Source organism: Geobacter psychrophilus (assembly GCF_056821595.1).
Map to the genome: position 1 here is coordinate 122,673 of NZ_JBXDTU010000003.1, position 23,638 is coordinate 146,310.

The 23,638-nt window shown below is 52.0% G+C and carries 21 protein-coding genes and 1 pseudogene; 5 read left to right on the forward strand and 17 right to left on the reverse strand.

Annotated features, from left to right (window positions below; all coding sequences use genetic code 11):
• The first annotated feature begins 165 nt into the window (after positions 1-165).
• From ACOCF6_RS01290 to ACOCF6_RS01310, 5 genes are read left to right on the forward strand one after another with little or no spacing between them, the layout of a single operon-like run.
• Positions 166-504 carry a hypothetical protein gene (locus ACOCF6_RS01290; RefSeq protein ID WP_482458577.1) on the forward strand — a complete coding sequence of 113 codons (339 nt, stop codon included), beginning with the start codon at positions 166-168 and terminating at the stop codon, positions 502-504.
• Entirely contained in the window at positions 482-2,218 is a 1,737-nt protein-coding gene (gene recJ / locus ACOCF6_RS01295; protein ID WP_482458578.1) for a single-stranded-DNA-specific exonuclease RecJ, read from the forward strand. Before ACOCF6_RS01290 ends, recJ begins: the two co-directional genes overlap by 23 nt.
• 2 nt (positions 2,219-2,220) lie before the next feature.
• Positions 2,221-2,682, forward strand: coding sequence for a hypothetical protein (locus tag ACOCF6_RS01300; protein WP_482458579.1), 462 nt, complete (start codon positions 2,221-2,223; stop codon positions 2,680-2,682).
• Positions 2,683-2,713: 31 nt separating this feature from the next.
• Positions 2,714-3,094: a hypothetical protein gene (locus ACOCF6_RS01305; RefSeq protein WP_482458580.1), complete on the forward strand. Its 381-nt coding sequence runs from the start codon at positions 2,714-2,716 to the stop codon at positions 3,092-3,094.
• Positions 3,091-3,900, forward strand: a complete 810-nt coding sequence (locus ACOCF6_RS01310; RefSeq protein WP_482458581.1) for a phospholipase D-like domain-containing protein — start codon at positions 3,091-3,093, stop codon at positions 3,898-3,900. The genes ACOCF6_RS01305 and ACOCF6_RS01310 overlap by 4 nt, the downstream gene beginning before the upstream one ends.
• On the opposite strand, the gene ACOCF6_RS01315 is transcribed toward ACOCF6_RS01310, so the two are convergent.
• The 17 genes and pseudogenes from ACOCF6_RS01315 to traN all read right to left on the reverse strand — a co-directional run bounded on the left by ACOCF6_RS01315 (position 3,888) and on the right by traN (position 22,124).
• On the reverse strand, positions 3,888-4,226 hold the full coding sequence (locus ACOCF6_RS01315) for a hypothetical protein (RefSeq protein WP_482458582.1): 339 nt from the start codon (positions 4,224-4,226) through the stop codon (positions 3,888-3,890). The genes ACOCF6_RS01310 and ACOCF6_RS01315 overlap by 13 nt on opposite strands.
• Positions 4,227-4,265: 39 nt before the next feature.
• The gene (locus ACOCF6_RS01320; RefSeq protein ID WP_482458583.1) at positions 4,266-8,141 is read right to left on the reverse strand and encodes a conjugal transfer protein TraG N-terminal domain-containing protein; all 3,876 of its coding nucleotides are present in this window, start codon (positions 8,139-8,141) and stop codon (positions 4,266-4,268) included.
• A 55-nt stretch (positions 8,142-8,196) separates the two neighbouring features.
• A complete protein-coding gene (locus tag ACOCF6_RS01325) occupies positions 8,197-9,639 on the reverse strand; it encodes a conjugal transfer protein TraH (RefSeq protein WP_482458742.1) in 1,443 nt (480 codons plus the stop codon).
• A gap of 115 nt (positions 9,640-9,754) precedes the next feature.
• Complete coding sequence (gene traF, locus ACOCF6_RS01330; RefSeq protein WP_482458743.1) at positions 9,755-10,222, reverse strand: conjugal transfer protein TraF; 468 nt, start codon at positions 10,220-10,222, stop codon at positions 9,755-9,757.
• A 107-nt stretch (positions 10,223-10,329) separates the two neighbouring features.
• Positions 10,330-10,866 carry a rubrerythrin gene (rbr, locus tag ACOCF6_RS01335; RefSeq protein ID WP_482458390.1) on the reverse strand — a complete coding sequence of 179 codons (537 nt, stop codon included), beginning with the start codon at positions 10,864-10,866 and terminating at the stop codon, positions 10,330-10,332.
• 97 nt (positions 10,867-10,963) lie between these two features.
• Positions 10,964-13,159, reverse strand: coding sequence for a catalase/peroxidase HPI (gene katG, locus ACOCF6_RS01340; RefSeq protein WP_482458389.1), 2,196 nt, complete (start codon positions 13,157-13,159; stop codon positions 10,964-10,966).
• A 41-nt stretch (positions 13,160-13,200) separates the two neighbouring features.
• The gene (locus tag ACOCF6_RS01345; RefSeq protein ID WP_482458388.1) at positions 13,201-13,638 is read right to left on the reverse strand and encodes a Fur family transcriptional regulator; all 438 of its coding nucleotides are present in this window, start codon (positions 13,636-13,638) and stop codon (positions 13,201-13,203) included.
• Between the two features lie 86 nt (positions 13,639-13,724).
• The gene (istB, locus tag ACOCF6_RS01350; protein ID WP_482458387.1) at positions 13,725-14,453 is read right to left on the reverse strand and encodes an IS21-like element helper ATPase IstB; all 729 of its coding nucleotides are present in this window, start codon (positions 14,451-14,453) and stop codon (positions 13,725-13,727) included.
• A gap of 16 nt (positions 14,454-14,469) precedes the next feature.
• Positions 14,470-15,987, reverse strand: a pseudogene (istA, locus tag ACOCF6_RS01355) (IS21 family transposase); the annotation flags it as partial.
• Between the two features lie 190 nt (positions 15,988-16,177).
• A complete protein-coding gene (traF, locus tag ACOCF6_RS01360) occupies positions 16,178-16,753 on the reverse strand; it encodes a conjugal transfer protein TraF (RefSeq protein ID WP_482458584.1) in 576 nt (191 codons plus the stop codon).
• A 5-nt stretch (positions 16,754-16,758) separates the two neighbouring features.
• Positions 16,759-17,187, reverse strand: coding sequence for a hypothetical protein (locus ACOCF6_RS01365; protein WP_482458585.1), 429 nt, complete (start codon positions 17,185-17,187; stop codon positions 16,759-16,761).
• Positions 17,188-17,195: 8 nt separating this feature from the next.
• Positions 17,196-17,714, reverse strand: coding sequence for a signal peptidase I (gene lepB / locus ACOCF6_RS01370; RefSeq protein ID WP_482458586.1), 519 nt, complete (start codon positions 17,712-17,714; stop codon positions 17,196-17,198).
• Positions 17,698-18,111, reverse strand: a complete 414-nt coding sequence (locus tag ACOCF6_RS01375) for a hypothetical protein (RefSeq protein ID WP_482458587.1) — start codon at positions 18,109-18,111, stop codon at positions 17,698-17,700. The genes lepB and ACOCF6_RS01375 overlap by 17 nt, the downstream gene beginning before the upstream one ends.
• Before the next feature lie 15 nt (positions 18,112-18,126).
• Positions 18,127-19,158 carry a type-F conjugative transfer system pilin assembly protein TrbC gene (locus ACOCF6_RS01380; protein ID WP_482458588.1) on the reverse strand — a complete coding sequence of 344 codons (1,032 nt, stop codon included), beginning with the start codon at positions 19,156-19,158 and terminating at the stop codon, positions 18,127-18,129.
• Positions 19,158-20,174, reverse strand: coding sequence for a TraU family protein (locus tag ACOCF6_RS01385; protein ID WP_482458589.1), 1,017 nt, complete (start codon positions 20,172-20,174; stop codon positions 19,158-19,160). The genes ACOCF6_RS01380 and ACOCF6_RS01385 overlap by 1 nt, the downstream gene beginning before the upstream one ends.
• Positions 20,175-20,238: 64 nt before the next feature.
• On the reverse strand, positions 20,239-20,850 hold the full coding sequence (locus ACOCF6_RS01390; RefSeq protein ID WP_482458590.1) for a hypothetical protein: 612 nt from the start codon (positions 20,848-20,850) through the stop codon (positions 20,239-20,241).
• Positions 20,851-20,873: 23 nt separating this feature from the next.
• Positions 20,874-22,124, reverse strand: coding sequence for a conjugal transfer protein TraN (gene traN, locus ACOCF6_RS01395; protein WP_482458591.1), 1,251 nt, complete (start codon positions 22,122-22,124; stop codon positions 20,874-20,876).
• Positions 22,125-23,638 lie beyond the last annotated feature (1,514 nt).

A 23,638-nucleotide genomic window follows, 5' to 3' on the forward strand; every position in this document is an offset into this window, starting at 1 on the left:
AAAAATATAGGCATTTGCTCTGTTTTCTTAAATATATATGCTTACACTTTGGTATCTTTACATTTATTGCACACTTTTATTTATTGACAGTCTTAAACATATATGTTTATTCTATATACAACTGGAAAAACGAAATACTACCGAACGGTTTTATCTGGGGTGGTTATGGCGAAAGTGAAAGGCAAACAATCGATAGACGAGGTCCACTGCCTGAAGCGCTTAAAAGAGCGTTTTGAGGTTGGGATGAATCACGACGAATATCGACGGCTTGTCAATTGCCTGAAGTCGCCCGGCGCCAAGAGCTACTCTGACATACAATACAAATTCCTCGGACGCGAGAGCAATACGCGGTCTCTTTACAAGATGACTTACAAGGGCATTGAATTTCACGCTATTTACAACCGGTCGAGCAAAAGCATCATAACGGTGCTTTTCACCCCAGAAGAGGTTGAACGCCTGGGGCTGGATTTTGGAGGTACAGATGAAACTGAACAGGAAGAGTAAACGGTGGGTCTTTCTTGAGGGGCCTCACGGGGACACTGTCGCAAGACTGGTCAACGGATGCAGGATTAGCCCCCTCCTCGCAACCCTGCTCATACACCGCGGCATCACCTCCCCTGAAGAAGCCACCGAGTATATCTCCCCCTCTCTTTCGACTCTCAAAGACCCGACTCTTCTCAAAGACATGGATATCGCCTCCAACAGATTGGCCGATGCTATCGAGCGTAAAGAGACTATCGCATACGCAACTGACATGGACGTGGATGGCGCTGGGACAAACATGGTCCTACGAAGATTTCATGATGCAGTATCAGAAGGCCGGTCGATATCATACATCCCGAACCGGTTCACCCATGGCTACGGGCTTCACATTGACCACCTGGATGAGATGAAAAGTAAAGGGGCGACATTAGTGGTCACAGGAGATGTAGGCATCGCCGCCATCGCCGCAGCCAGCCACGCAAAATCAATCGGGCTTGACCTGATCATCACTGATCACCACACGCCTCTCGCAGAAGGACTCCCAGAAGCCTTGGCTGTGATCAACCCCCACAGGTCGGACTGTCACTTTCCTTACAAGTACCTTTGTGGAGCCGGAGTGTCTTGGTATTTAATTGCAGCGACAAGAAAGGTCCTCCGGGAACGAGGATACTTCCTGAACCGAACAGAGCCGGACATTAGAGAGTATCTCGATACCGTTTCCGTCTCTACTATCGGAGACCTGGTTGCCCTGACCGGCGAAAATAGGAAACTGGTGCGGTATGGTCTTGACTTGCTCAACAACAAGCCGAGCACTGGATTGGCAGCCTTGATTGAAGTATCCGGATTGAAACAAGTAACAAGCGGAACTGTCGGGTTCATTCTCAGCCCCAAACTGAATTCAGCGGGGAGACTTGATACAGCCCACCACTCTCTTGACCTACTGCTCGCCAATGACCGCGGCGCGGCCCTTGACCTTGCAAATATGCTGGATGGGTTCAACAAGGAACGTCAGGGAATCGAGCAGGAAACGATAGCGAGGGCTCTTGAAACTCTTGAAGCACATCCTGAGTTCCATGACCGCAAATCAATCGTACAGGCTTCCGTTGAAAATCACCCTGGATGCAACGGAATTGCGGCTAGCAAATTAATTGAGATGTTCAACAAGCCGACGATTTTCATCAGCATCGACGAGGGAAAAGGAGTGGCCAAGGGTTCGTGCCGAAGCATCAGCGGGTTCAACATCCTGGATGCGCTCCATGCATGTTCCAAACACCTGATCGGTTACGGCGGCCACAAAGCAGCAGCTGGCTTGACGATCGCCCCGAAGAACATCGAAGACTTCGCCAGGGACTTCGAATTTTACTGCGAGCAAACCTTGAGCGACGAGGACATGATCCCGAAACTGGAGATCGATGCCAAACTAACCGGCAAAGACGCAACGCTGGCATTGTTCAATGAACTCTCCGTCATGGAGCCCTTTGGGATGGGCAACCGGAAGCCTGTGTTCGCAATGGAAAGAGTTCTGGTCAAAGAGCAACGGATCCTCAAGGGCAAGCACCTGAAACTGAATATCGAGGTGGATGGCCAGAGATTCGATGCGATCGGCTTCGGGATGAGCGATGGCGTTGATTATGAAATCGTAGACCTGGCCTTCACTCTCGACGAAAACGAATGGCGGGATAAGAAGACCCTGCAACTCATGTTGAAAGATATCAGACCGTCAGGAGGTAACTGATTATGGCCGGTAAATATATTCACACACTCTATTCACAGAAAACCGGCCTGGACATCACCGCCGAGGTCAAAGAAAGTAAGGATAAGAAATCCCGCTCCGGAATGGTGCAACTGCGATTCTTCCACCTGCAAGCACCAACCGAAGGCAAGACAACGCAGATCAAATTTAACCTGGAACCATGGGAAGCGTATGATCTGTTCTTGAAAATCGGAAAAGTGTTCCGGGACGGCGGCAAGGCTAAATTGACGCACAAGTTCAAAAACGGCGACAGTGCTGAGATCATTACCAATGTCGCCGTAGAGAAATGGGAGCGCGGCGATAAATCGGGACTAGGCATCGCCGCCGGCAGGGACAAGGACTTCATCAGCGTTCCCATCAACATGGATAACGCATCGAGATTCCTTTATGTCGGAGAGTTCCTCAAGTTCCTATCTACCAGACAGCAATTTGTGGACAAAATATGACCAGGTTGGTATTTATCGCATGGAGAGTATAATGGTTGAAAAGGTCAAGAAAACCAGGAACAGGAAAACCAAAGCAGTCAAAAAGATGCTTTTGGCAATACCTGTAGACCTGAATGACCGTCTGGAGTATTACCTGGACAACTTCAACCCCAAAGCGTACAAGACCGAGGTCATCCTGTCCGCCCTGGAAAACGAATTAAACAGACGATATGCCGAGCTCCATTCGCGTAGCCACTACAAGGCCACGAAGGGGCAGAGGAGGCAACCAATGACAAACAACGCAACAAAACTTGATAAAACCGCATCAATCAATACAGGCCGGCCAGAAACCGCAGGCCCATTGGACACACTCGCTGCATCGCATTGCCCGGTGAACGGGCCAACCTTACCCGAAGGAGGTAAGACCTCATGACCCAGAACAAAACTAACAAAAGGCTGGTTACCCTCGCAGAACATCAGGCCTTCCTCAAAGACGTCCTCGCCACCGCGAAGAAACGTGTAGTCATCGTTTCCCCTTTTATCAGCAGCAAAGCCATCAAAGCTGACAATCTCGCTGTGCAGGTCAAACAGGCCGTCGCCCGGGGAGTCCAGGTTAAAGTCTTCGTTGACTACAACCTCAATACCATTGACGGCGAAATGAAACTCTCTGCCAAGCAGGGGATTGCGGATCTGGTCAACGCCGGCGCCAACGTTGCGATCGCCAGCGAGATCCACAACAAGACTCTCGCCAAGGACAATGATGTCATCGCAGAGGGGAGCTTCAACTGGCTTTCAGCTGTTCGGGTTAAAAACGCTGAAAATCAGCGAGAGGAAAGAACTCTGGTTTTGTCGGGAGAGGGTGTTTCAGAAATGATCGCCCAGGAACTCGACCGGATTAGCAAGGCTGAGTACGCCTACGCCACCCCGGCGGTGTCCAAAATCCGTTTCCCCGAGGCAGTAAAAACTTTGATTGTTACTGCTGTTGTACTGGCCAGCGTATTGTTCTTCTTGCATGGGCCGGCTAAATGGATGACCTTTTGGGCTTTCGTAATCGGTCTGGCCCCTTTTGTGGGAGCTGCTTTAAAAAGGGATCTGCACTCAAAACAACCGGTTAAGTACAATACGAGTGAAGAATCGTTGGACCTTCCTTTAGACGATTCATACGGGGTTGTCGACCACAATAAAAAGTATGGTTATGTGCCAGGAGTGAGGAATTTTGATGGCACCTATTTTGATTGAGCGATAGGGGTGTTTTGCGAATAAAGTAGCGCCCCCTTTATTTCCAACAGACGATCTCTTACCAACTGTAATGAACCGTAGTAAAGAAGAAGATACTTTCCGGCGTCTTCGTAGAAAAACAAGTCCTGCCCGTGCTCAATCAAGTGATCTAACACATCAAGGTTACAACCGACTTTCACTTCCCCCATAGAAATAATCATCTCTCCGCTTGATATTGACAATAAGGGGGGGGTTTTCAAACTCTCGCCATGGTTGTCGTATAACTCACTTGGCCAAATAACGGCCAAGCCTGAATGTAACATCATTATCTTCCCTTCTTCCTCCACGTTCAACCTCCTCCAACCATCCGGTATCCTACCAAATAATTATGGGTTCTTCCCTGGTTTTGCAGCAGGTTTTGAATACTTTGGGGTGTATGTCCCGTTTTGGGCATCCGGTAGTCTGCTGGACGGAGTGCTTTTCCCCTGATAACGGGCGGCTCTTGATTTCGCTACTGCAGCAGTCCTTTTTGCAACCTGTTGTGGCGAAACTGCTGGCTGTGAAGGAGGAGGGGGAGGAGTAGGGGGCGCAGAGGCCGCTTTTGCTGCTTCTTGTTCAGCCCTTGCCTCGGCTCTGTTCAATGCGCCATGAGGGGATGCTATGTTTCTCGGACCGGCTACAATACTGCCGACCTGACTTACCTTCTGGGCTCCTACTTCTAACGACCTCTCGCCCATTGCAATATAAGCAGAAGCAGATCCTCCGCCCAGAGACCCGTCGTCGGCACTACCTGCCAGGGTCTGCACACTTCTCGTATTGGTACCGATGGTGACTGTTTTCGAAGTATCGTAGCTTGTACTTCCATCAGCTTTAACAGCGACACTCGATCCTGATTTATCTCCCAGCCTTGTTACGACAGCCTCACCAGTAGCATTGCCCTCTTTGTCCCTTACCGTTTCAACTGCTTTTCCTGTAACAACCTGAGCATTTTCGCCGTTCGTAAGAACGAACTTTTTGCCGTCAGGAGCGCTTGGGTCTTTAACCACTATGCCGGCACCTTTCGTCTCGGTGCCATTCTTGTCAACTTTGTCTACGAAGTCCCCGGCAACAGTGTTACTGCCCGAGAAACTCTGTGTGCGGGACTCAGTCACACTGCCGGTGTTCTTGAGATTGTTATTCCACAGTTCACGAGATTGCCCGTTCTTGGTCAATTTGTAGCCACCGCGGTTGCCGCTTGCCACACTGACAGACCCGTCTGATCCCATTCCATAAGTAACCTGGTCACCTGCTTTGAACAGACCCTTCTTGCCAAGTTTGTCATTCAGAGCCGCCGCCCCGGATTCAGTGAGGACCCCTGACATAATCCCTGCCGAACTCTTGAACTGACCCATCATGGTCGCCGGGTCGCTCCCGCCGAACATGACTGCAGAAGCGGTTTGTTGCATCTGGGCCCCAGCGATCTTACTGAGGGTGCCGATGCCTTCTGTCAATGCAGACTGCTCCCTTGCCGAAAGGCCGGATCCAACCTGTGCGAACGCCACTGCATCTACATTTTTGCCCAGACCTCCTTCAAACTCGTTTTTCGCTCCGGTTCGGACATCATTCGAGTCCGGTGTTGCGGCAAATCCGTCGCTGGTACCTTCTTTTTTGAGTTGGTCGACCTGGCCGCCTTTCTCAGCTATCGCGTGAATCCCTTGTGACAAACCTGCGTTATGAGCACTGTCCGTTGCCGCGCCGATCTTGTCAGGATTCGCCTTACCCCATTCAGAGTTCTCCAGCGCGGACCGGACACCCGCTTGACCGTTAAGACGGTATCCCTCTTTTGCGTTTTGCAGCGTTGCCTGATCAGTAATACCTGCAGCTGCAAGAGAAGCAACCACCCCTGCCCCCATCGCCGCTTCAGCCTCCTTCAATGACCCGGTGGCATGACCCGCCCCCTGAGAATTCTGAACCTTCTGAATATCGCTGAACATCTTGAGAGGTTGGCCAGCGTAATGATCCTTGGCAATATCTTGCCACGCAGACGCATTGGCGTACCCGTTGAGCGACGACATTTGTGATTGCAGGGCATGATATGCCTGCCAGGTCTGCGGCCCTCCTGCGGCTTTTGCTGCTGCGAAAGCCCTACTCTCCCCGTCAAGCTGTCCCCGGGACTTACCATGGTTTGCTTCCTGAAACGCCTGATAATTCGATGAGGCGCTTCCTGGGATTACGTTACCCGAACCATCCTTATCAGCGAACGCATTCATTATCCCTTTCTGTGATGCCAGATCCAGGGCAGCGAACTCGCTATAAGCCTGTTTTCTGCCAGCATCCGTACCCATGTTGATACCAGCAGCTGAGGCATAGTTAGACACCATGCCGTCGTATTCCGCGGCCGATGCCGAATTTTTCATTGTGCTGACAAAAGCGTTTCTGCTGGTATCCGTCAGCGTGTTTTCGCCCAAAGCGGCCAGGTTGCCTTTAATAGATTCAGAATTCACCTGCCCACTTTGGAACGCCTGCGCTCTCGATATGTTGGACGCCTGCCCGGCCTGAGTAGCTGTTGAATTCGATGCAATCATCTCCGTATTGTCAAACATGGAGGATGCGCTTCCGCCGGCAAAAGATAGCATCCCTGAACCCTGCGCCGCCATACCTATGTTTTTGGCCGTTTTGCCGGTAGCATACTGGTCCATAGAAACCGCGCCCTGGTTAGACCACGGTGCGGTCATCCGCGCCATCTGGACCTGTTCCTGCTTCCGGAGTTGATCACCTACCGCGCCTGCCTGACCTGCAGACCCCATCATGGTTGCCTGGCTGCCACTCACCGTATTGCCCATCCTTGCGGCAAAATGCGACATCTCTGAACCACCGAACTTGAAAATGCCACCGGTGACGACCGTCGCAAAGCCGGCGGCCCCAGCCTTGAGCTTACCGAATGTGCCCATCGTGACTGAAGCGTACGACGGGATATCCAGCATGGCCTGCATCCCGAGACCCGCATTAGTGACCGAGGTGATCGTCCGATAATAGTAGTCCATGAAGAAGTGATGAATGACGAGCTCACAGACGTTCCAGACGATTACCCACACAAATAGCCCGAATATCATGGCAAGGGCGTTTTTGCACAAAGGAGTAGGGATGAAAAGAGCCACAAGGGGTATAAGGGCAATTACAAAAGCAGTAAACGCCGATCTGGATATAGAGTTGAAAATTGATGTAAAGCCTTCGCCCCCGCCGCTCTGGGTTATGTTGGATGCTGCGGAAATCTCGGTTGCTACTTGGGCACTGGCATTCTTGAGATAATTGGCAGTAATTGTCGCAATAGCGGCGTTTGAGACCAAGCCTGTCGCGTCGACGGTAGTCCCGAAGGTGTTGCTTGCCGTGTCTGAGATAATACCCTGGCAGCGTGCCACTGCGGCGCCATCGGTCGGGTCGATCCCCGCCGAACCGCAGGCATTGCTGATCGCCAAAGTCATATTACTCGCCGTGGTATAGTATGTTTTCAGTGCATCGTAGGTGTTGCTGCACGTCATCGGGTCACCGGCAGGGTTGGTCATGTAGTTGACCGTGTACACCGCTGGATTCTTTGCATCCACCATTGCATCGAGAATCGTTGTCCCGCCAGACGTGACAAGCAGATTCTGCATGGACATAGTCGTCCCTGGCCGGGTCAGCTCGAACATGACACACTTTTGGACGAACTCACCCATAGTACGACTCGCGTTAGCGTCATGTACCGTACTCGCGGCCGTCTTCCCCAGCAGGTCAATGCCTATTCCCCCAGCCGTGAGGGTGTAATCCCTCCCGATCGGCGCAGAGGTGTTTACTATGTCCACCAGAGCCCTCTCTACATGGTTGAGCATTGTGGCGGTATATACGATCCCGACGGGGACACCCGGTATTGATATGTTCTGGTTGAGCACGGCGTCATATATCTCGATATGCGTCTTGGGTACAAGAAAACCGAGATAGATCATTGTGCCGAACATAACCGGCAGCATCCAGGTCAGATACCCCCCGCTCCCCCCGCCCAGCATCTTGGCGTAAGCCGAGGCCGCTCCGAAAGTGATAGCAAGGACAGCGAAGCAGGTGAAAAAGACCAGATAACTATTGTCTGAGAAAATGAGGGCTACCTTCTGGAAGGCGGAGCTGACAGGCCCGAAACCATTCCAGACATAATACTCATTTGCAGTGGCAGCCAGAGCTTTGCCCGGGGCCAAAAGGGCGCAAAAAAGTATCGTAAAAAATAGTGAACCGACATGTCTTCTGATGTTCATTAACTGATCCCGCATAAAACCTCCGGACATTCGATAGCCAAGGCCGTCTTCGTGCCTATCTCATCGCTCGCTGTGCAACCGACGCCCCGAATCTGCTTGCGAGGTTTTGCTCAAGTTGTTTATTCAGGTTTTCCAAATGCTGCACCAGGACTACAACATTCTGGTAGGACTGCAACTGCTGGGTCAGTTGCAGGCTAAGAGCACTATTTACCTTCTGGATTCGGGCGTTAAGCACTCCCTGTGCTTCTTTGAGTTTCTCCACATGAACATCGACGACACATGTGTCTTTTGGGTTCATCACCTTTGCATTTTGTTCGGCCGCCACCTGCATAATGGTATTCACCCGGTCGACCAGGTCGGTCATGGCTTTGACAGAAAGCGCCGACGCAGTTATTCCGGCCAAGTTGTTGATGATTATCCCTTCCTGCCCGGAGGCAATACCAACTTTCAGGGCATAGGCGATCGGGAGAGGAGAATTCATAATGAATAGTTCTTCGGCAGACGACGGGGGGCCGGCGGCGAACGCTGTCTTGTCCTTCATTTTTGCTGCAATCGCGGCCATTGTATTTGAAACGTAAGCCGTCAGGTCGGCGTTGGCGTCATTTATCTGCGTACAGGTGCCGCCTGCGGGGAGGGCGGAAATAACCCCTTCCTTGATGGCGTCTATTTCCGACCCCTCGTTCTCTGAACAACCTGGGATCACAGAGACGTTGTAACCCATGTCTGCGCCGGTAATAACGATGTCGCCAACCAGGCCCCGCATAACGTCGATATGAGCGGTCGGCAACCCGAGCTTGGTACCTATGACGTTCAACAGATAGCTTTTCCCGTTAGAAAGGTCGCTAGGAAACATATCGAGGGCATCCGTAGGACAACCGGCGGTCAAAGGATCTTTTGTGGGTGACGCAGACGCCATTTTCGTGTTGAGCCAATCCAATGCGGCTTTGGTGTTACTTCCTGCGGCGCCGGTAAGTTCTCTCTTGGTTTGCTCATATCCCTCTGTCAAGCCATCACCCACGCTCTTGCTCAGAGTACCGGCTTCGATCTCCTTAATTGCGGTCTTGCCTGCATCGACAATCCCGACGGTCAAACCTTTGGCCATTGAGCAATCGTTCATCCCCATGCCGTTCAACTGGTTGGACATCTGCTCCATGACGTTCATGATGTTGGCACACTTCGGACAGACCGTCTCAAGGGCCATATTAAAGGCGATTCCGGCTGAGTTCTGGAGGATGCGTTGTAACTTGGCCACAAGCATGTCCATATTCAACATCGATACGGACCCTCCAAAGAAATCTATACCACCGCACCCTGCTTTGAACGATGGAGGTGTCACACTTATCGGGTAATCTACGCCGGTTTTCCATCGGGCGTTAAACCCACCGGCCGTCGCATAACCCCTTTGCTGCCCTGAATAGTAGTTAGGACCGGATGAAGTTTTTTGGGACATCCAGTCGTCAACCCACCCTGCGGCAAAAGCACATGCCGCGTTCAACATTAAACTCGCGATCAAAAGCGATGACACACATCTGCTCCGCTTATTCACAGGCACCCTCCTGTTTTGCTACTTGTCTGTTTGATATCCATATTTTTCATGCGTATTCCTCTCGCCTTTATTTGAAAGGCAACGGACCGCTTGGATCAAGTGGTCCACCCTTTTGGTAATCGCGGGTGGAGTAATTCTCGGGTGTGGTTTCTTTATTCAGCAGTCGGATACCCATGAATACGCGATCTTCCAGTTCGGTGAGGGAGATTATACCGCTTGTGATTGGTATAAAATCTTCCTTGCCCTTGCCGATCAGCAGTAAGGTAGGCGTCATGGTCACATTGAATTTTGCTGCCATCTCGGGGTACATGTCTTTATCCACCTTCTTGATGGTCCAGTTGTTGCGCCCCTTGAAATACCCAAGTATCTTGTCCTGCTCAACACAGTACGGGCATGTTGCGTATTCCGGTGAATCCGACCAAAGAAACTGACGTGATGCCGACCGGTGTTCCGGTCTGATGCCGACCAGCGAACCACTGATGCCGACAAGTTGGTAGTAATATCGCGAGGCGTTTATTGTTTTGTCACAATTTATGTGAGCTCCCCACTATCCAGAGGGGAGCTCTTTCTCAAAATAACCACATCTCTTTGCACCAAATCATATTTGATTCAACCATGTCAAACCATATCGCTTCATGAGCATTAATAGTGATCTTCAATCAGCTCAAAATATGCCTGCGGATGCTTGCAGACTGGGCACATTTTTAACGCTTCCTTGCTTTCATGAATGTGACCGCAGTTGCGGCATTTCCATCTGGCAGTTTCACCCTTCACGAAGAATTCTCCGGTTTCAACCTCTTCCAGCAGTTTGAGGTAGCGCTCCTTGTGCGCTTTTTCGATCTTGCCGATAGCCTCAAAAACATAGGAAATGTCGTTAAAGCCCTCTTCCTTGGCTTCCTTGGCCATGCGCGGATACATTTCTGTATGTTCCTCAAATTCTCCCGCTGCCGCTGCTTTCAAGTTGTCTATTGTTGAGCCAATACCGTTAAGGTATTTAAAGTGCAGTTTGGCGTGCTCTTTCTCATTATCAGCAGTTTCTAAAAAATATTCCGCAATTTTTTCATACCCTTCCTTTTTGGCTACTGAAGCAAAGTACGTATACTTGTTTCGAGCCTGTGATTCCCCGGCAAAAGCCTCCATAAGATTTTTCTCTGTTTTGGTTCCTTTGATTTCTGGCATGTGGTATTCCTCCGGTAATTTTATTCCTTCATGGCGCGCATGATCAGGTTGAAGTATTCTTGAGTGCCAACAAACCCCTTGAGACGCTTATGTGCGATCAGACAAGGTCGAAACGGTCAAGGTTCATTACTTTGTCCCAAGCTGCCACAAAATCGTTCAGGAACTTTTCCTGAGAGTCCTGACATCCATAAACTTCTGCCAAAGCCCTGAGTTGGGAGTTTGAACCAAAGATGAGGTCAACACGGGTGCCGGTCCATTTGAGTTCACCAGTTGCGCGATCACGTCCCTCGAACAGGTCGTCGGCATCCGAAGCCGCCTTCCACGTGGTGCCCATATCAAGCAGATTCACGAAGAAGTCATTATTGAGCGTTTCTGGTTGCTTGGTGAAAAGTCCGTGTCGGGACTGTCCGAAATTGGTATTTAATACGCGCAAACCGCCAATGAGTACCGTCATCTCTGGAGCAGTCAGCGTCAGCAATTGTGCCCGATCAATCAACAGTTCCTCTGCCGATACGGCATATTTGGTTTTGAGGTAGTTACGGAATCCATCTGCAGTCGGCTCGAGTACGGCAAACGACTCTATGTCGGTTTGCTCCTGAAGTGCATCCGTGCGCCCCGGCGCAAAAGGAACGGTCACAGCGTAGCCGGCATTCTTCGCCGCTTGCTCGACGCCTGCGCATCCCCCAAGAACAATCAGGTCGGCGAGTGAAACCATCTTCCCGCCTGACTGCTCATTGTTGAACACATTCTGGATTCCTTCGAGGATCTGCAGCACTGTTCCCAGTTGGGCGGGTTGATTGACTTCCCAGTCCTTCTGCGGAGCGAGGCGCAAACGCGCTCCGTTCGCCCCGCCACGCTTGTCGGAGCCGCGGAACGTGGATGCTGATGCCCAGGCCGTCGATACCAGTTGATAAATGGACAGTCCCGAAGCGAGAACTTTGCCCTTGAGGTTGGCAATATCCCGCTCATCAATCAAATTGTGAGTGGCAGCGGGAACAGGGTCTTGCCAGATCAGTTCCTCCGCCGGAACCTCCGGGCCGAGGTAGCGCGAGCGGGGGCCCATGTCGCGGTGGGTCAGTTTGAACCACGCCCTGGCGAAGGCATCCGCGAATTGATCAGGGTTCTGCTGGTAGTTCCGCGCAATCGGTTCATAGATCGGGTCAAAGCGAAGCGAGAGATCTGCTGTGGTCATCATCGGCCGGTGCTTCTTTGAGGGGTCGTGTGCGTCATCTACCATATCCTCATCGGCCACGTCCTTGGCCAGCCACTGGTTCGCGCCGGCTGGACTCTTGACCAGTTCCCACTCGTATTTGAACAGCACATTCAGATAGCCCATGTCCCACTTGATAGGGTTCGGCTTCCAGGCACCCTCGATACCGCTGCTGATAGTATCGCCGCCTTTGCCGCTTCCAAAGTTACTGATCCAGCCGAGCCCCTGCTCTTCGATGGGGGCTCCTTCTGGTTCAGGACCCACATGCGTTGCAGGTCCGGCACCGTGACACTTGCCAAAGGTGTGACCTCCGGCGATAAGTGCAACTGTCTCTTCGTCGTTCATGGCCATGCGTGCAAAGGTTTCTCGAACGTCACGCCCCGATGCCACCGGATCCGGGTTGCCGTTCGGCCCTTCCGGGTTCACATAGATCAGCCCCATTTGTACAGCGGCAAGAGGAGTCTCGAGTTTCCGGTCACTGGCGTAGCGCTTGTCTCCAAGCCACGTATCCTCTGACCCCCAATAAATGTCTTCTTCGGGCTCCCAGACATCTTCACGTCCGCCACCGAAGCCAAATGTTTTAAAGCCCATCGACTCCAGAGCACAGTTGCCGGTCAGAATCATCAGGTCAGCCCAAGAGATTTTTTTGCCATATTTCTGCTTGATCGGCCAAAGCAAACGGCGTGCCTTGTCGAGGTTGACGTTGTCCGGCCAACTGTTGAGCGGTGCAAAACGCTGCGAACCGGAGGATGCGCCGCCGCGGCCATCGCCGGTGCGGTAGGTGCCTGCGCTGTGCCACGCCATACGGATGAAAAGCCCCCCGTAGTGACCGTAATCAGCAGGCCACCACTCCTGCGAGTCGGTCATCAGTGCATAGAGGTCCTTTTTAAGCGCCTCCAGATCAAGTTTTTTAAATTCTGCAGTGTAGTTAAACTCCTCGCCCATCGGGTTAATCATTGTGGAGTTCTGATGAAGAATCCTGAGGTTCAACTGGTTCGGCCACCAGTCCCGGTTCGAGGTGCCACCTCCGGCAACCTGTTTGCTGCTTCTGCCCGTGACCGGGCATTTGCTGTCTGTACTCATCTCCGTTCTCCTTTCACTGTTGTTGAAACATAATGTTACAGTTACTCATTCAAACAATCCTTACAGACACCGTAGATTACGACGTTTCTGGTATCAATCCGACCCCAGTCGTCAATGTTCTCGGGTAGAGGAGCGGTATCGACCTCTTGCCAGATGAAATCAATTATCTTGCTGCATGTTCTGCAAATCAGGTGATGGTGTTGATAGCGGGCTACCTCAAACCGGGCAAGGCTGTGAACGGTATCAACTTTTTTTGCGAATCCATGCTGCTCAAAAGTTGCAAGCGTCCGGTAGACGGTGTCCAGTGACATTGACGGAAAGGCTTCGTGTAGCCTCTGGTAAAGTGCTTCCGCAGTTGGATGGTCCGTTGACAAAGCTAACTCACGATATATTACAAAGCGCTGATTCGTGAACCGTATCCCTGCGTCCCGGCAGGTGCGCTTGAACTTTATAAGGAGGTTTTCTTCAGTGTCTGACATAATGGGTTTGTTACCAGTCTATTTAAGAATAATTCTTATAAAGATACTATCACAAAAAAAGGTTTCGTCAACTTTTTCCAGGCATATTATTGCTTTTTCCTTCTCATAGATTCACCCTTCAGTTCAAGCTTGTAGGCGTTGTGTACCAGCCTATCCAGAATGGCATCAGCCAAAGTAGGATCTTGCATACCATCATGCCAAGCCTTTACCGGTAACTGGCTGGTAATGACACACGCCTTCCGGTCATAGCGGTCCTCAACGATCTCCAGAAGCTCCCGTTGTTCTTCCCGAGTCATGGGAGAGATGAGGAAATCATCCAGGATCAGCACCTCGCACTTGACTATTGGCGCAATGAGTTTGCTGTATCGTCCGTCATGCCTGGATACCGCAATGTCCTGAAGAAGTCGCGGGATCCTCTGGTAGAGAACAGAGTGGCCATCACGGCAGGCCTTTTGTGCCAGTGCACAGGCCAGATAGCTCTTGCCAGCTCCGGTCGGGCCGGTGACAAGTATGTTGTGACGACTCTTCACCCACTGGTTTCCGGCAAGTGACATAACGGTTGAACGATCCATGCCTCGCCCCTGTCTGAAGTCCAAGTCCTCAATAGAGGCAGCAAGGCGGAGTTTTGCATTTTTGAGCCGGTTTTGCATTCGCCGGTTCTCCAAATCAGTCATCTGGTAATCCACGATCAGGCCGAAACGCTCCTCGAAGGTGAGCTGTGCCATGTCCGGGCAGTGCATCTGGTCTGCAAAGGCTTTAGCCATTGCGGCTAGCTTCATGGAGTACAACTTCTCGATAGTCGGTTGTGTCAGCATGCGGTTTCCTCTCATCATTGTAGTAGTCCGTGCCTCTGATATTCTCGTGGGCAACGGAAAGTAATTGTAGCTGTGCGGGTAATGGTTTTTTGTCCAGGTTGTTATCGAGTATCGACTTTATGCTTTTGTAGTTGACGCCTTTGATGTACAGCGCCCGCTCGCAGGCAGCTTCCAACCGCTCTTTGCTAAAGCGTTTTCCCAGAGAAATTATGCCCAGACAGGAATTGAAGCCATGCTCCGGAATCAGTTTTCTTGAGAGAATGGCTGACACAACCTGGGCTGTAGCCTTGCCGGTGCCGGCAGCCCAGGAGATCAAACGCTCCGGTGTCCATTCAGCGTACACCCGGTGAGACCTCGGCATATGCTCCGGGATGGTCGTATATCCTCCCTTTACTGATGACTTGGGATGGGATGTCACGCGGTTTCCCTTATGGAAGCATTCGACTGTTGTCTCGGTATAGCGGATCTCCAGTTGTTCCCGTACAAGGCGGTGAGGGGCGCTGTAAAAGTGATCGTCCAGCTCAAAGTGATAGTTTATGTTCAGTCGAACCTTCTTGAACTGGGAATATTGATAATGGCTGTCAGGTAACGGCAGCATTGCCGGCCGATCCAATTCTTGGAAACTACTCGTGCGGGTGCCCGGCAATTTCCTGAAGGGACGATTGTTTAGGAGAGCAAGGCGCTCTTTGATTGCGGCATTTGCCTCAGCCAGACTGAAGAAGGTTCGTTTGCGTAATCCGGCAAGGATGAAGCGCTGGACGATCTGAACCCCGACTTCGGCTTTTGATTTGTCTTTTGGTTTTCTGACACGGGCTGGAATGACAGCGACACCATAGTGGGCGGCCATGGCAGCGTAGGTTGGATTTATGTCAGGCTCGTAACGGCAGGTTTTGCTAACAGCAGAAAGCAAGTTGTCGGGAACAATGGTTTTTGGCAGACAGCCAAGGAAGGTAAATGTTCTGGCGTGTGACCCGGTCCAGTCAGGAAGTGACTGTGACCATGTTGCCTCGGCGTAGGTGTAGTTGCTGGCACCCATCACCGCCACAAATACCTGGGCATCCCGAATCTCTCCGGTTGATGCATCGACAATCGGTATAGTTTGCCCGCAGTAGTCAACGAACATCTTTTCGCCTGCCCGGTGTTCCTGGCGCATGGAAAGGTCGAGTTTCTTCTTCCATTTGCGGAACAGTTCGCAGAACTGGGAATACTGATAGCCAGAAGGGTTTTGCTCTTTGTACTCTTGCCATAGAAGCATGAGCGTGAGGTTTTTATGAGTAACAAATTCAGCGTTCAGGGCATGCCAGTCTGGCGGGATGCATTTACGGTGAGATGAACCGGGATTGATTGGGTAAAGAAGTGTCTCCAGTCCCTCATCATCCAGGGCAAATGGTAAGGGCCAGGAAAGATTGGCGGCTGAAGCTCTACAGAGGGTATCGGTGACGGTCGTCTTGCCGATACAGCAAGCGGTGGCAATTGATTGCCTACTCTGGTTACATGACCAGGCTAAACGGAGTATCTCTCGGATTTTTCGCATGGTAACTCTCTCTTGTGGCATCGTTTCCCCCTCAAATAGAATGAGGAAAGGATACCTGTTGAGTTACCTCGCGACTACATCACAAACAACCGGTCGGATTGCTCCGGAACAGCGGTCGGATTCCTAACGGAATACCGGTCGGCATCAAATCGGAACGGCGGTCGGCATCCCGCCGGAATCGCGGTCGGATTCATCCGGAATACGCACATGTCGGAGAAGAGAAGTAAATAATGGCGAAATCGTCTCGTGAAGTCGCAATCTTGTTCCTGCGTTCGGATTCCGTTTCTTTGTACTGGATGGCTTTCGCTCCAGGTGCTATTGGCATGGAAGACTCCAGGCTCAGATCTGGGTTCTCCTGGAGCGCAAGCATATAGGAATTGGTATAGGCAACAGATTTGCGTCGAGCCAGGTCCTTGACGTAGAGGTGCTCGCGCACATTCTCTTTCGTTGGCCGCTGGACAGCCTTCTTTCGGAAATCCTCTTCCAGTTCAACTATATCATCAGGGTACATATCCCAAAGTTCCTGGGGCGTGTAATCCTTCAGTGACGGGATGCGCCGTTCCTTTTTGGCTCTTACTGGTTTTTCAGTATCGGGCCTTTTTTTCGGTTTGACCGGTTTTTCGGCCTCTACCTGTTCCGGATCTTCATACCAGTAATACCCGCGCTTAGACTGATCACTGTAGTACGTGTCCTCGGTGGCGCCGTATGACTTCGACACCCCGATAAGAACGCAGCAGAGAGCTGCTATGCAAAACACTCCCCTCATTCCCATTACTCCTTCACATACCTGTAATCACTCTCGCCCCACTTCTCGAACAACTTCCCACGATCAATGGACACCCGGGCGCTGCCGTCCTTGCAGAAACGAATTGCGACAACATCTTTGAAATCTTCCAGATTAAACTCGGCCGCGACAATACTGCGGTTTTCATACCTCCCGGATTTTCTGGCCTGGTTCTCAGACAGGGGTATTTCCCACTGTCCCTGCCCCGTGATTTGCTCGGATGTCGCTACGACCTTCCCGTCCTGGGTGAGATCCCACCCAAGCACCTTCATGTCTTCCATCTGCACTTCTGGAGCAACTGAGCGAATACCATCCACCAGCGCGAGACCAACGGGCAGGCCGTATGTTGACCCCTTGAACACCTGTTCGCTCGATACGTCTTTAATACGGGCCAGCAATAAAAGTGCAACTCTCATCATTCCCCCTAGAAAAATGCCCATGCACGGGCGTTGATTTTGCTGATTTCCTTGAACCCCCAATAACGGGAGTCATAACTGTCCTTATGGTCACCCATGGCAAACAGGTTGCCGGGAGGGATCACCCCGTTGAACACGAATGGTGTCAGTGGGCTCCCCATACGGGTCTTATGCTTTGCGAGACCAAGATATTGCCCATTACAAAAATAGGAGTCACCTGTCACGGTCAAGGTATCCCCCGGGCCGCAGGCCACCCGTTTAATGAGTGAGCGCACCTCCTGCTTTGGTTCTGGCAGGAACTGGTCAAAGATCACGAAATCACCACGCTGGACCGACTCGATCTTTGCCCTGTCGGAAGTCTTCCAAAAAACCCTTTCCGAAAGAGACGGCGTAGTGGTTATCAGCAGGTGACTGGCGAGGAGCCAGGATGCTAATCCTGCCACACCGAAACAGACCACCGACCCCACCGGTGACTTGGCAAAGGCCATAAAACGGGCAGGAGAAACGTTTTTATTCCGTTGGGACATTGAGCCGCTTTGCGTTTTTTCCAAGAATTACATCCCCCGTTACGATTATTGTGTTTTTTGGAACTGACATCACCGTGGATTCCAAACGGTCGAGTCTGGCTTTGTACTGTTCAGGAGTGAGTTTGTTATCAACTGCGTCAGTCCTGAGTTTGGTCAGGTAATCCTGAAGGTCAAAAACAACAATTTTGGTGGCGAATATCCTGTCGTACGCGAACACACCCAGAAAAGAAGACAAGATCGCGACCAGAAACACCACCTTATAGAGCGTCCCGAGCGTAACATAATCGGGTGCCTTTGCTGCCGGAGCGACAGAAGGCGCAACCGGTGCCTGTGCCGTCGCTGCCGCCGGTTCTGATTGAGGTGTTTGCTGTTCTGCCGTTCCCAAATTCTCACCCATCACACTCTCCTTAACTCAGTTGTAATAACCTGCTCGCATTTTCTTGTACAACGCCTCAAGCGTCTTGCTTTTGGTAATCTCTGCTATCGTCTCGACAATGCCATCCAAAGAGGCGTCGCCATACACTGTCTTGCTCGAACCGACCTTGGTGTTCTCTTCAGTCCCTTCGCTGGCTTCCAGATCAAAAGGCGTCACACCAGTCGCATAGACAACTGCCGGGACTTTGTGGATGTTGTAACGCGTGAACAGCATCGGGTCGATTATGACCTCGGTGCCATACGTGTCGCACTCGATCGTGCCACCGCTCTGCATGCTCTTGGCCAGACAGTTGTTGTCTTTTATCAGCACCTTCCCGATAAACTCCATCGTCGGGACAAGTTTTGAAACCCCACCGATCATCCCGCGCATTACCATCACCACATTGGGATCACCGGCCTTGTCGATGCTGACGGCATAGTTGCGGAGGGTCTCAACCGGCATTGATGATGAGATGAAGACGTAAACTCTCTCTCCAGTACCCAAGACATGCCCCTCTGCTTTTTTGGCGGTGGCGGAATCCCGGTAGTATTTCTGGAACGCGGCCTCTTCACCCATGACCTCGTTCCTGATCCGGTCAGCCTCGGCAGCGACTCTGGCCTGATAACCCTCGGACTTCATATAGTCGCCCATCTTGCGACCTGCTTCGGTTGCATCCTTATTCTTCTCTGGGTCAGGCAACTTTATGTTGTCGCTCAGTTCCCGGCTCAACGCCTGGATCATTTCCATGTCAGGCACAACAGCAGCCGTAAGTCCTTGCTCCTGCCACTGCTTTCCATCCAGATACACATCGACTTTGAATACATCGCTATCAACGGTTATAGGGGCAGGCATTGGCTTACAGCGACCTTTGCGCGAGGTGAGATAGACCTTGGTGCCCTCGACCTTGCTGACACTGGTGCATATCCCGTCCGGTGTCATTATCTGGGCACTTTTACGCGAGTCTTCCACGCCCCAGACATTCGAACAAAACAAACTCATCATCAAAGCGCCAACCAGCAGACTTCTCATCAATTGGCTCCCTTGACCTTCTGGCAACAAATCTTCTTCTGGAAGAGAAGCCACAGATAGTTGCCCTCCTTGTATGGGTAGTTCTTGTTGCCATCCCACAGAAAGCCAGGAGTGTCACAGATGATCGGTTTGGACATGGTCACAGGCTTAGCCAACGCCCAGCGGTAATCACCCTTTTTCCAGAATGGCCGAACTGTTGGTTGGCAGACATTTGAAGACAAATCCATGTGCAACCCGGTAGAAGAGAGCTTGTAGAGCGTCTTGGATGCAATCGCAACGGAAGACTCGGTATCAGCAGAGTTGTTTTTGTCCCCTGTCAGCGAGTAAACGTTCTCGAAGCAACACCAGAACAGCGAGTTGAACGCACCGGTCAGGATCTCGCCAGGAAGCATTGCAATCCCTCTGCTCGCACTGCATACCAGGTCGAAAGGAGGCGAGGCGAACAGAAACACCCTCGGGTCCAACACGGCAGCCAGATAGGACTTATTGTGGGTGGGGTCTAACTCTGAAAACATGAGATAGTCGAAACCTTCCCCATGCTTGATGCAGGAGGAGTCAGTCAGCATCCCGACAATGTCGAATACCGGGAAGCGGACCCAATGCACCTGTTTGAAGGTTTTGGGAGAATCGGTCTTCATGGAGTTCGTGCCGCCATGATAACCGTTGTCGAGACTTGAAAAAGCTGTGCCTACAGTAGGGGAACAGTAAGGAGTGCGAACGACCTCCGCCATAGTGTCGAGCTGGTAAAAGGAGGCTTTAAGCCCAAGATACGTCTCGGTGGCGTTTGTGCAGGCGCACATCGGGGAACCACTGCGACCTTCGTTTGTATCAGGCAAGTCCCTGTTCTGCTTCACCGCGATCCCCCCGACCCTAAGAGGAAATATTGCATTCCAGGGGACATCGGTAACGGGGTTGAACATGGTGTTGTTGCACCCCGTCGTCCCGCCAAAAGCGGGGGCTGAGAGTGCAGCAAGCAGACACATTATCAGTACAGATTTTAATCGGCCTGGTCTCATAACGGAAACCTCCCTAAAGGTTATATGCTCTGGTGGTTTCCGTTTTTGACCCGTTTGAGCTCTATTATTTTTTTATCTCTAATAAAATGTCGGTGACTTCCATTTTCTTGCCGGCCTGTTTGACAACAGCGGGGACTGTTCGAACATCGAATTTTTCTACGATTTGAGCATTTGCGAAGTATACCGGCCTTTTCAGTTCTCTTTCAATTTTGGCATATTCGCCATCTGTCAGCAGAACGAACACCGAGGGATCGGCTGAATACCGGCTTTTCTTGAACCATTGGATCTGCTCGCGGTCTTCGCCGTTCAATACGATCATCGTTTCCGGGAACTGGACCATGTCCAGGGGGTTGATCACATAACCCTTCGGGTAAACTCCACTACCATCAGGAAGGGGCACATCGTTCTCAAGCACATAGGAAACATCCACAAGCCGCCTCTCGGCTTTTTCAGCTCGCGCCAGCGATACCGGTTGTTGCGGCCGCCAATTCGCAGCTTTCTGGCTCGCTCCCTCCATATATTTAGCCCAGTTGACCTTCGAAGCCTTCTCCTCGATCTCTTTGAGAGCGTCCTTTTCGCTGATCTCATAGACCTGGCCGACCACTCCAAGCACTTCTGACCACGCCGGAGTTGCACACAGGACCAGCAACAAACACAACGCTTTCAGTACAGTCACACTCCTCATACTCACCTCTCTACTCAAAGTCCTGTGGGATTTTGCTGCATTTGCTGCTGGGCCTTTGCACCTGCACCCTGTTGAACGGAATTCATGTAATCCGTAATTGCCCCGCCGATTGCCTCGACATTCTGAGCGATCTTGTCGATATATTCCGACAGGTCCATCTGCGCGAAATCAAGATTCTGGAATTCTTCCGGTACGAATCCGCGGCACTTGGGGGACTTTGGCGTTCCCCACCCATTGAACGTCTTGAGTTGTGGGCGTCCTTGTTCGTGGAATATCCGGGCAAGCATCGAATTGAAACAGCAGCTCGTCTCCTTCTCTACGATGCACCAACCGAGGAACTTGCTTGAACAATAGCGACCAACCACATGACACCACTTGTCGTGCTGCATTTTGGCCTCTTTGAACTCGTCAGGCTCGCAGCTGGCCTTCATTGGATCCGGGTAACAGCAGCGAGTAGCCGAATAGTTAGACAACATCCCGCTTGTGATGGTTGGTCCCCATTGGTCAGCCAGTTGCATCGCCTGGGCCTGGAGGAGAGCTGACATGCTTGCTGTTGAGGTGGTCACTGCCTGAGTTGTTACAGTCACCATGCCATCGACAGCCGTTGTGACCGTGACCATCGTTGCTGTACCTCCCAGGTCTCCGGACCCTGTTATTGATGAGAAGGAGGAGCTGTAGATGGACTGGCCGCCATTTGAAGAAACAAGCGTCATCCCCTGCGTTGCCTGTGCAACTGTTCCTTCGGCTGCTACAGGCGCCACTGTTGATTGCGAAATCCCGGTAACCGACGTAGATAGGCCCGTACTGGTATCAACAGTTGTAGTCGTCGCCCCCTGTTGGAATTGCCCCACTCCGTTCATATAACTGCCTGCTATACTCGCAACGGCAGCCACCGCGGTCATCGCAGCCGCCATCATGGTCCCTTGCCCTAACTGACCCGTCCCAGCGTCGATAACAACTGTTGTGGCTATCTGGATTGCCGCATTTATCGCTGCCGTGGCAACCGTAGCCGCAAAACCGGTCAGGGCCATCGCGCCGGCCAAAGCAGCTCCAACACCCGTGGCGGCGAGTATGATCTGAGCGACGAGTTTCGCATAACTGTTGATCTGGCCGTTTCTGTCGTATACCCCCCCTGGGTCGGGACAGGTTGCGGTGCCGATCGAAGTACATTTGTTGCTCGCTGCATCAAAAGTCCCTCCCGGACACGTCGACAGCTGATGGCAGACATCAGTCGTTGTATCCAGCGTCCATGATGTTGGGCACACATCAGCCCCTCCGTCACAAACCGAAGTCACAGGATTGTAAACCCCGCCATTCCCGCAGGTCGGCGCGATCTGACATACCGTCCCGTTCAACGTGAACCCAGAAGGACAACTCAAAGTGTTCGGAGTAACGCAAACATCTGTCGCTATGTCCAGACTGCCGGGCGTACAGATGGCGGCAACAAAGCACTTGCCTGAAACCGGACTGTAGGCATATCCAGGATCACAACTGAATGTCGCGGCCCCCCGGCAAACGCTTGTTGCCGTATCGAGACCTCCGCCTGCGCTACAATTTGCATTCCCACTGCATACTGCCCCGGTCACGGTATAGCCGCTTGAACAGGTTGGACTGACAAAACACATATCAACTAGCGGGTCCAGAGTTGAGCCACCTGCACATGGAGGGGTTGCTGACAGACATGATTTACTGGTTGCGTCGTATGTCGAGCCCGCTCCGCAATCTGGCGCGACCTGGCATGTCGAGCCATTTACCACATACCCACCACCAGGGCACGTAGGAGTGTTTGACATCTCACAAAGATTCGTGGCTGCGTTGAGTCCACCGGTCCCGCAGTCTGCAGTCTGGAAACAGGTGTTGGCAGCAGAACTGTAAGCATAACCAGGATCACAATTGAACGTCCCAGCGGACGAACAAAGGCCAAGTGCCACATTGAGTGTCCCACCGGTCCCGCAGATTGCAGAAGCAGAACAGACTGCACCATTGATCGTCATCCCGGCGACACACGTACCCGCTGCAAAACATTTGTCGGTAACTGGATCTAAGGCAAGACCCGTACTACAGGCACCTCCTGTCGCTTCGCAATATCCTGTCCCAACATTTAAGATCCCTCCGGGCAAACAGACGGGTGTTTTCTGACAGGCCGAACCGGAAAGGGTAAAATCAGCAGGGCAAACCAGGGTGTTTGTCGCCTGACAGACATCCGTCACCGTGTTGAGCAAACCTGACCCGCACCCCGGGGTCTGCAGACAATTACCGGAGACAGAATCGTATGTGTACCCAGGCGCAGTACAGGCATAAGAAGCGCCAGCAGTACAGGCATCAAGCGCACCTGAGAACGTCCCGCCACCCGAGCAGGTTGGAGTAGCCGTACACACTCCGCCGACCAAGACCGACCCGGTGGGGCATGTGACCGACGTGGCCTGGTAACATACGTCCGAGCCGCCGTCGAGGAGACCATTTGTACATGTTGCTGGGGTCGCACAGTAGCCGATGGCGCTGTCGTATAGCATCCCGTCCGGGCATACCTTTGTAGCGGCCATCCAGCAAACGTCTAGTACACCATCAAAATTCCCCCCGGCGCACGTTGGGTTCGCAACATCACAACCACCTCCGCCGTTCATGGTTGTCCCCACCGGGCATGCTTGTACAGATCGCGTGCAGGTGTATAGGTTGGCCCCTGAACAATCCATAAGTCCCGTTGCGGTGCCCCAGGTTGTCAAAATAGCCGTACATGCCGCGGTCCCGATCGGGGCGGTAAGCGTAGAACCCGGAGGGC

Excerpts from the sequence above, each read along its gene's own strand:
- ACOCF6_RS01365 (WP_482458585.1), bottom strand. The coding sequence starts at position 17,187 with ATGAGAGTTGCACTTTTATTGCTGGCCCGTATTAAAGACGTATCGAGC.
- ACOCF6_RS01380 (WP_482458588.1), bottom strand. The coding sequence starts at position 19,158 with ATGAGAAGTCTGCTGGTTGGCGCTTTGATGATGAGTTTGTTTTGTTCG.
- ACOCF6_RS01305 (WP_482458580.1), top strand. The coding sequence starts at position 2,714 with ATGGTTGAAAAGGTCAAGAAAACCAGGAACAGGAAAACCAAAGCAGTC.
- istB (WP_482458387.1), bottom strand. The coding sequence starts at position 14,453 with ATGCTGACACAACCGACTATCGAGAAGTTGTACTCCATGAAGCTAGCC.
- ACOCF6_RS01375 (WP_482458587.1), bottom strand. The coding sequence starts at position 18,111 with ATGGGTGAGAATTTGGGAACGGCAGAACAGCAAACACCTCAATCAGAA.
- katG (WP_482458389.1), bottom strand. The coding sequence starts at position 13,159 with ATGAGTACAGACAGCAAATGCCCGGTCACGGGCAGAAGCAGCAAACAG.
- traF (WP_482458584.1), bottom strand. The coding sequence starts at position 16,753 with ATGAGGGGAGTGTTTTGCATAGCAGCTCTCTGCTGCGTTCTTATCGGG.
- ACOCF6_RS01300 (WP_482458579.1), top strand. The coding sequence starts at position 2,221 with ATGGCCGGTAAATATATTCACACACTCTATTCACAGAAAACCGGCCTG.
- rbr (WP_482458390.1), bottom strand. The coding sequence starts at position 10,866 with ATGCCAGAAATCAAAGGAACCAAAACAGAGAAAAATCTTATGGAGGCT.
- ACOCF6_RS01320 (WP_482458583.1), bottom strand. The coding sequence starts at position 8,141 with ATGAACATCAGAAGACATGTCGGTTCACTATTTTTTACGATACTTTTT.
- recJ (WP_482458578.1), top strand. The coding sequence starts at position 482 with ATGAAACTGAACAGGAAGAGTAAACGGTGGGTCTTTCTTGAGGGGCCT.
- ACOCF6_RS01325 (WP_482458742.1), bottom strand. The coding sequence starts at position 9,639 with ATGTTGAACGCGGCATGTGCTTTTGCCGCAGGGTGGGTTGACGACTGG.
- ACOCF6_RS01310 (WP_482458581.1), top strand. The coding sequence starts at position 3,091 with ATGACCCAGAACAAAACTAACAAAAGGCTGGTTACCCTCGCAGAACAT.
- ACOCF6_RS01345 (WP_482458388.1), bottom strand. The coding sequence starts at position 13,638 with ATGTCAGACACTGAAGAAAACCTCCTTATAAAGTTCAAGCGCACCTGC.
- lepB (WP_482458586.1), bottom strand. The coding sequence starts at position 17,714 with ATGTCCCAACGGAATAAAAACGTTTCTCCTGCCCGTTTTATGGCCTTT.
- ACOCF6_RS01290 (WP_482458577.1), top strand. The coding sequence starts at position 166 with ATGGCGAAAGTGAAAGGCAAACAATCGATAGACGAGGTCCACTGCCTG.
- ACOCF6_RS01385 (WP_482458589.1), bottom strand. The coding sequence starts at position 20,174 with ATGAGACCAGGCCGATTAAAATCTGTACTGATAATGTGTCTGCTTGCT.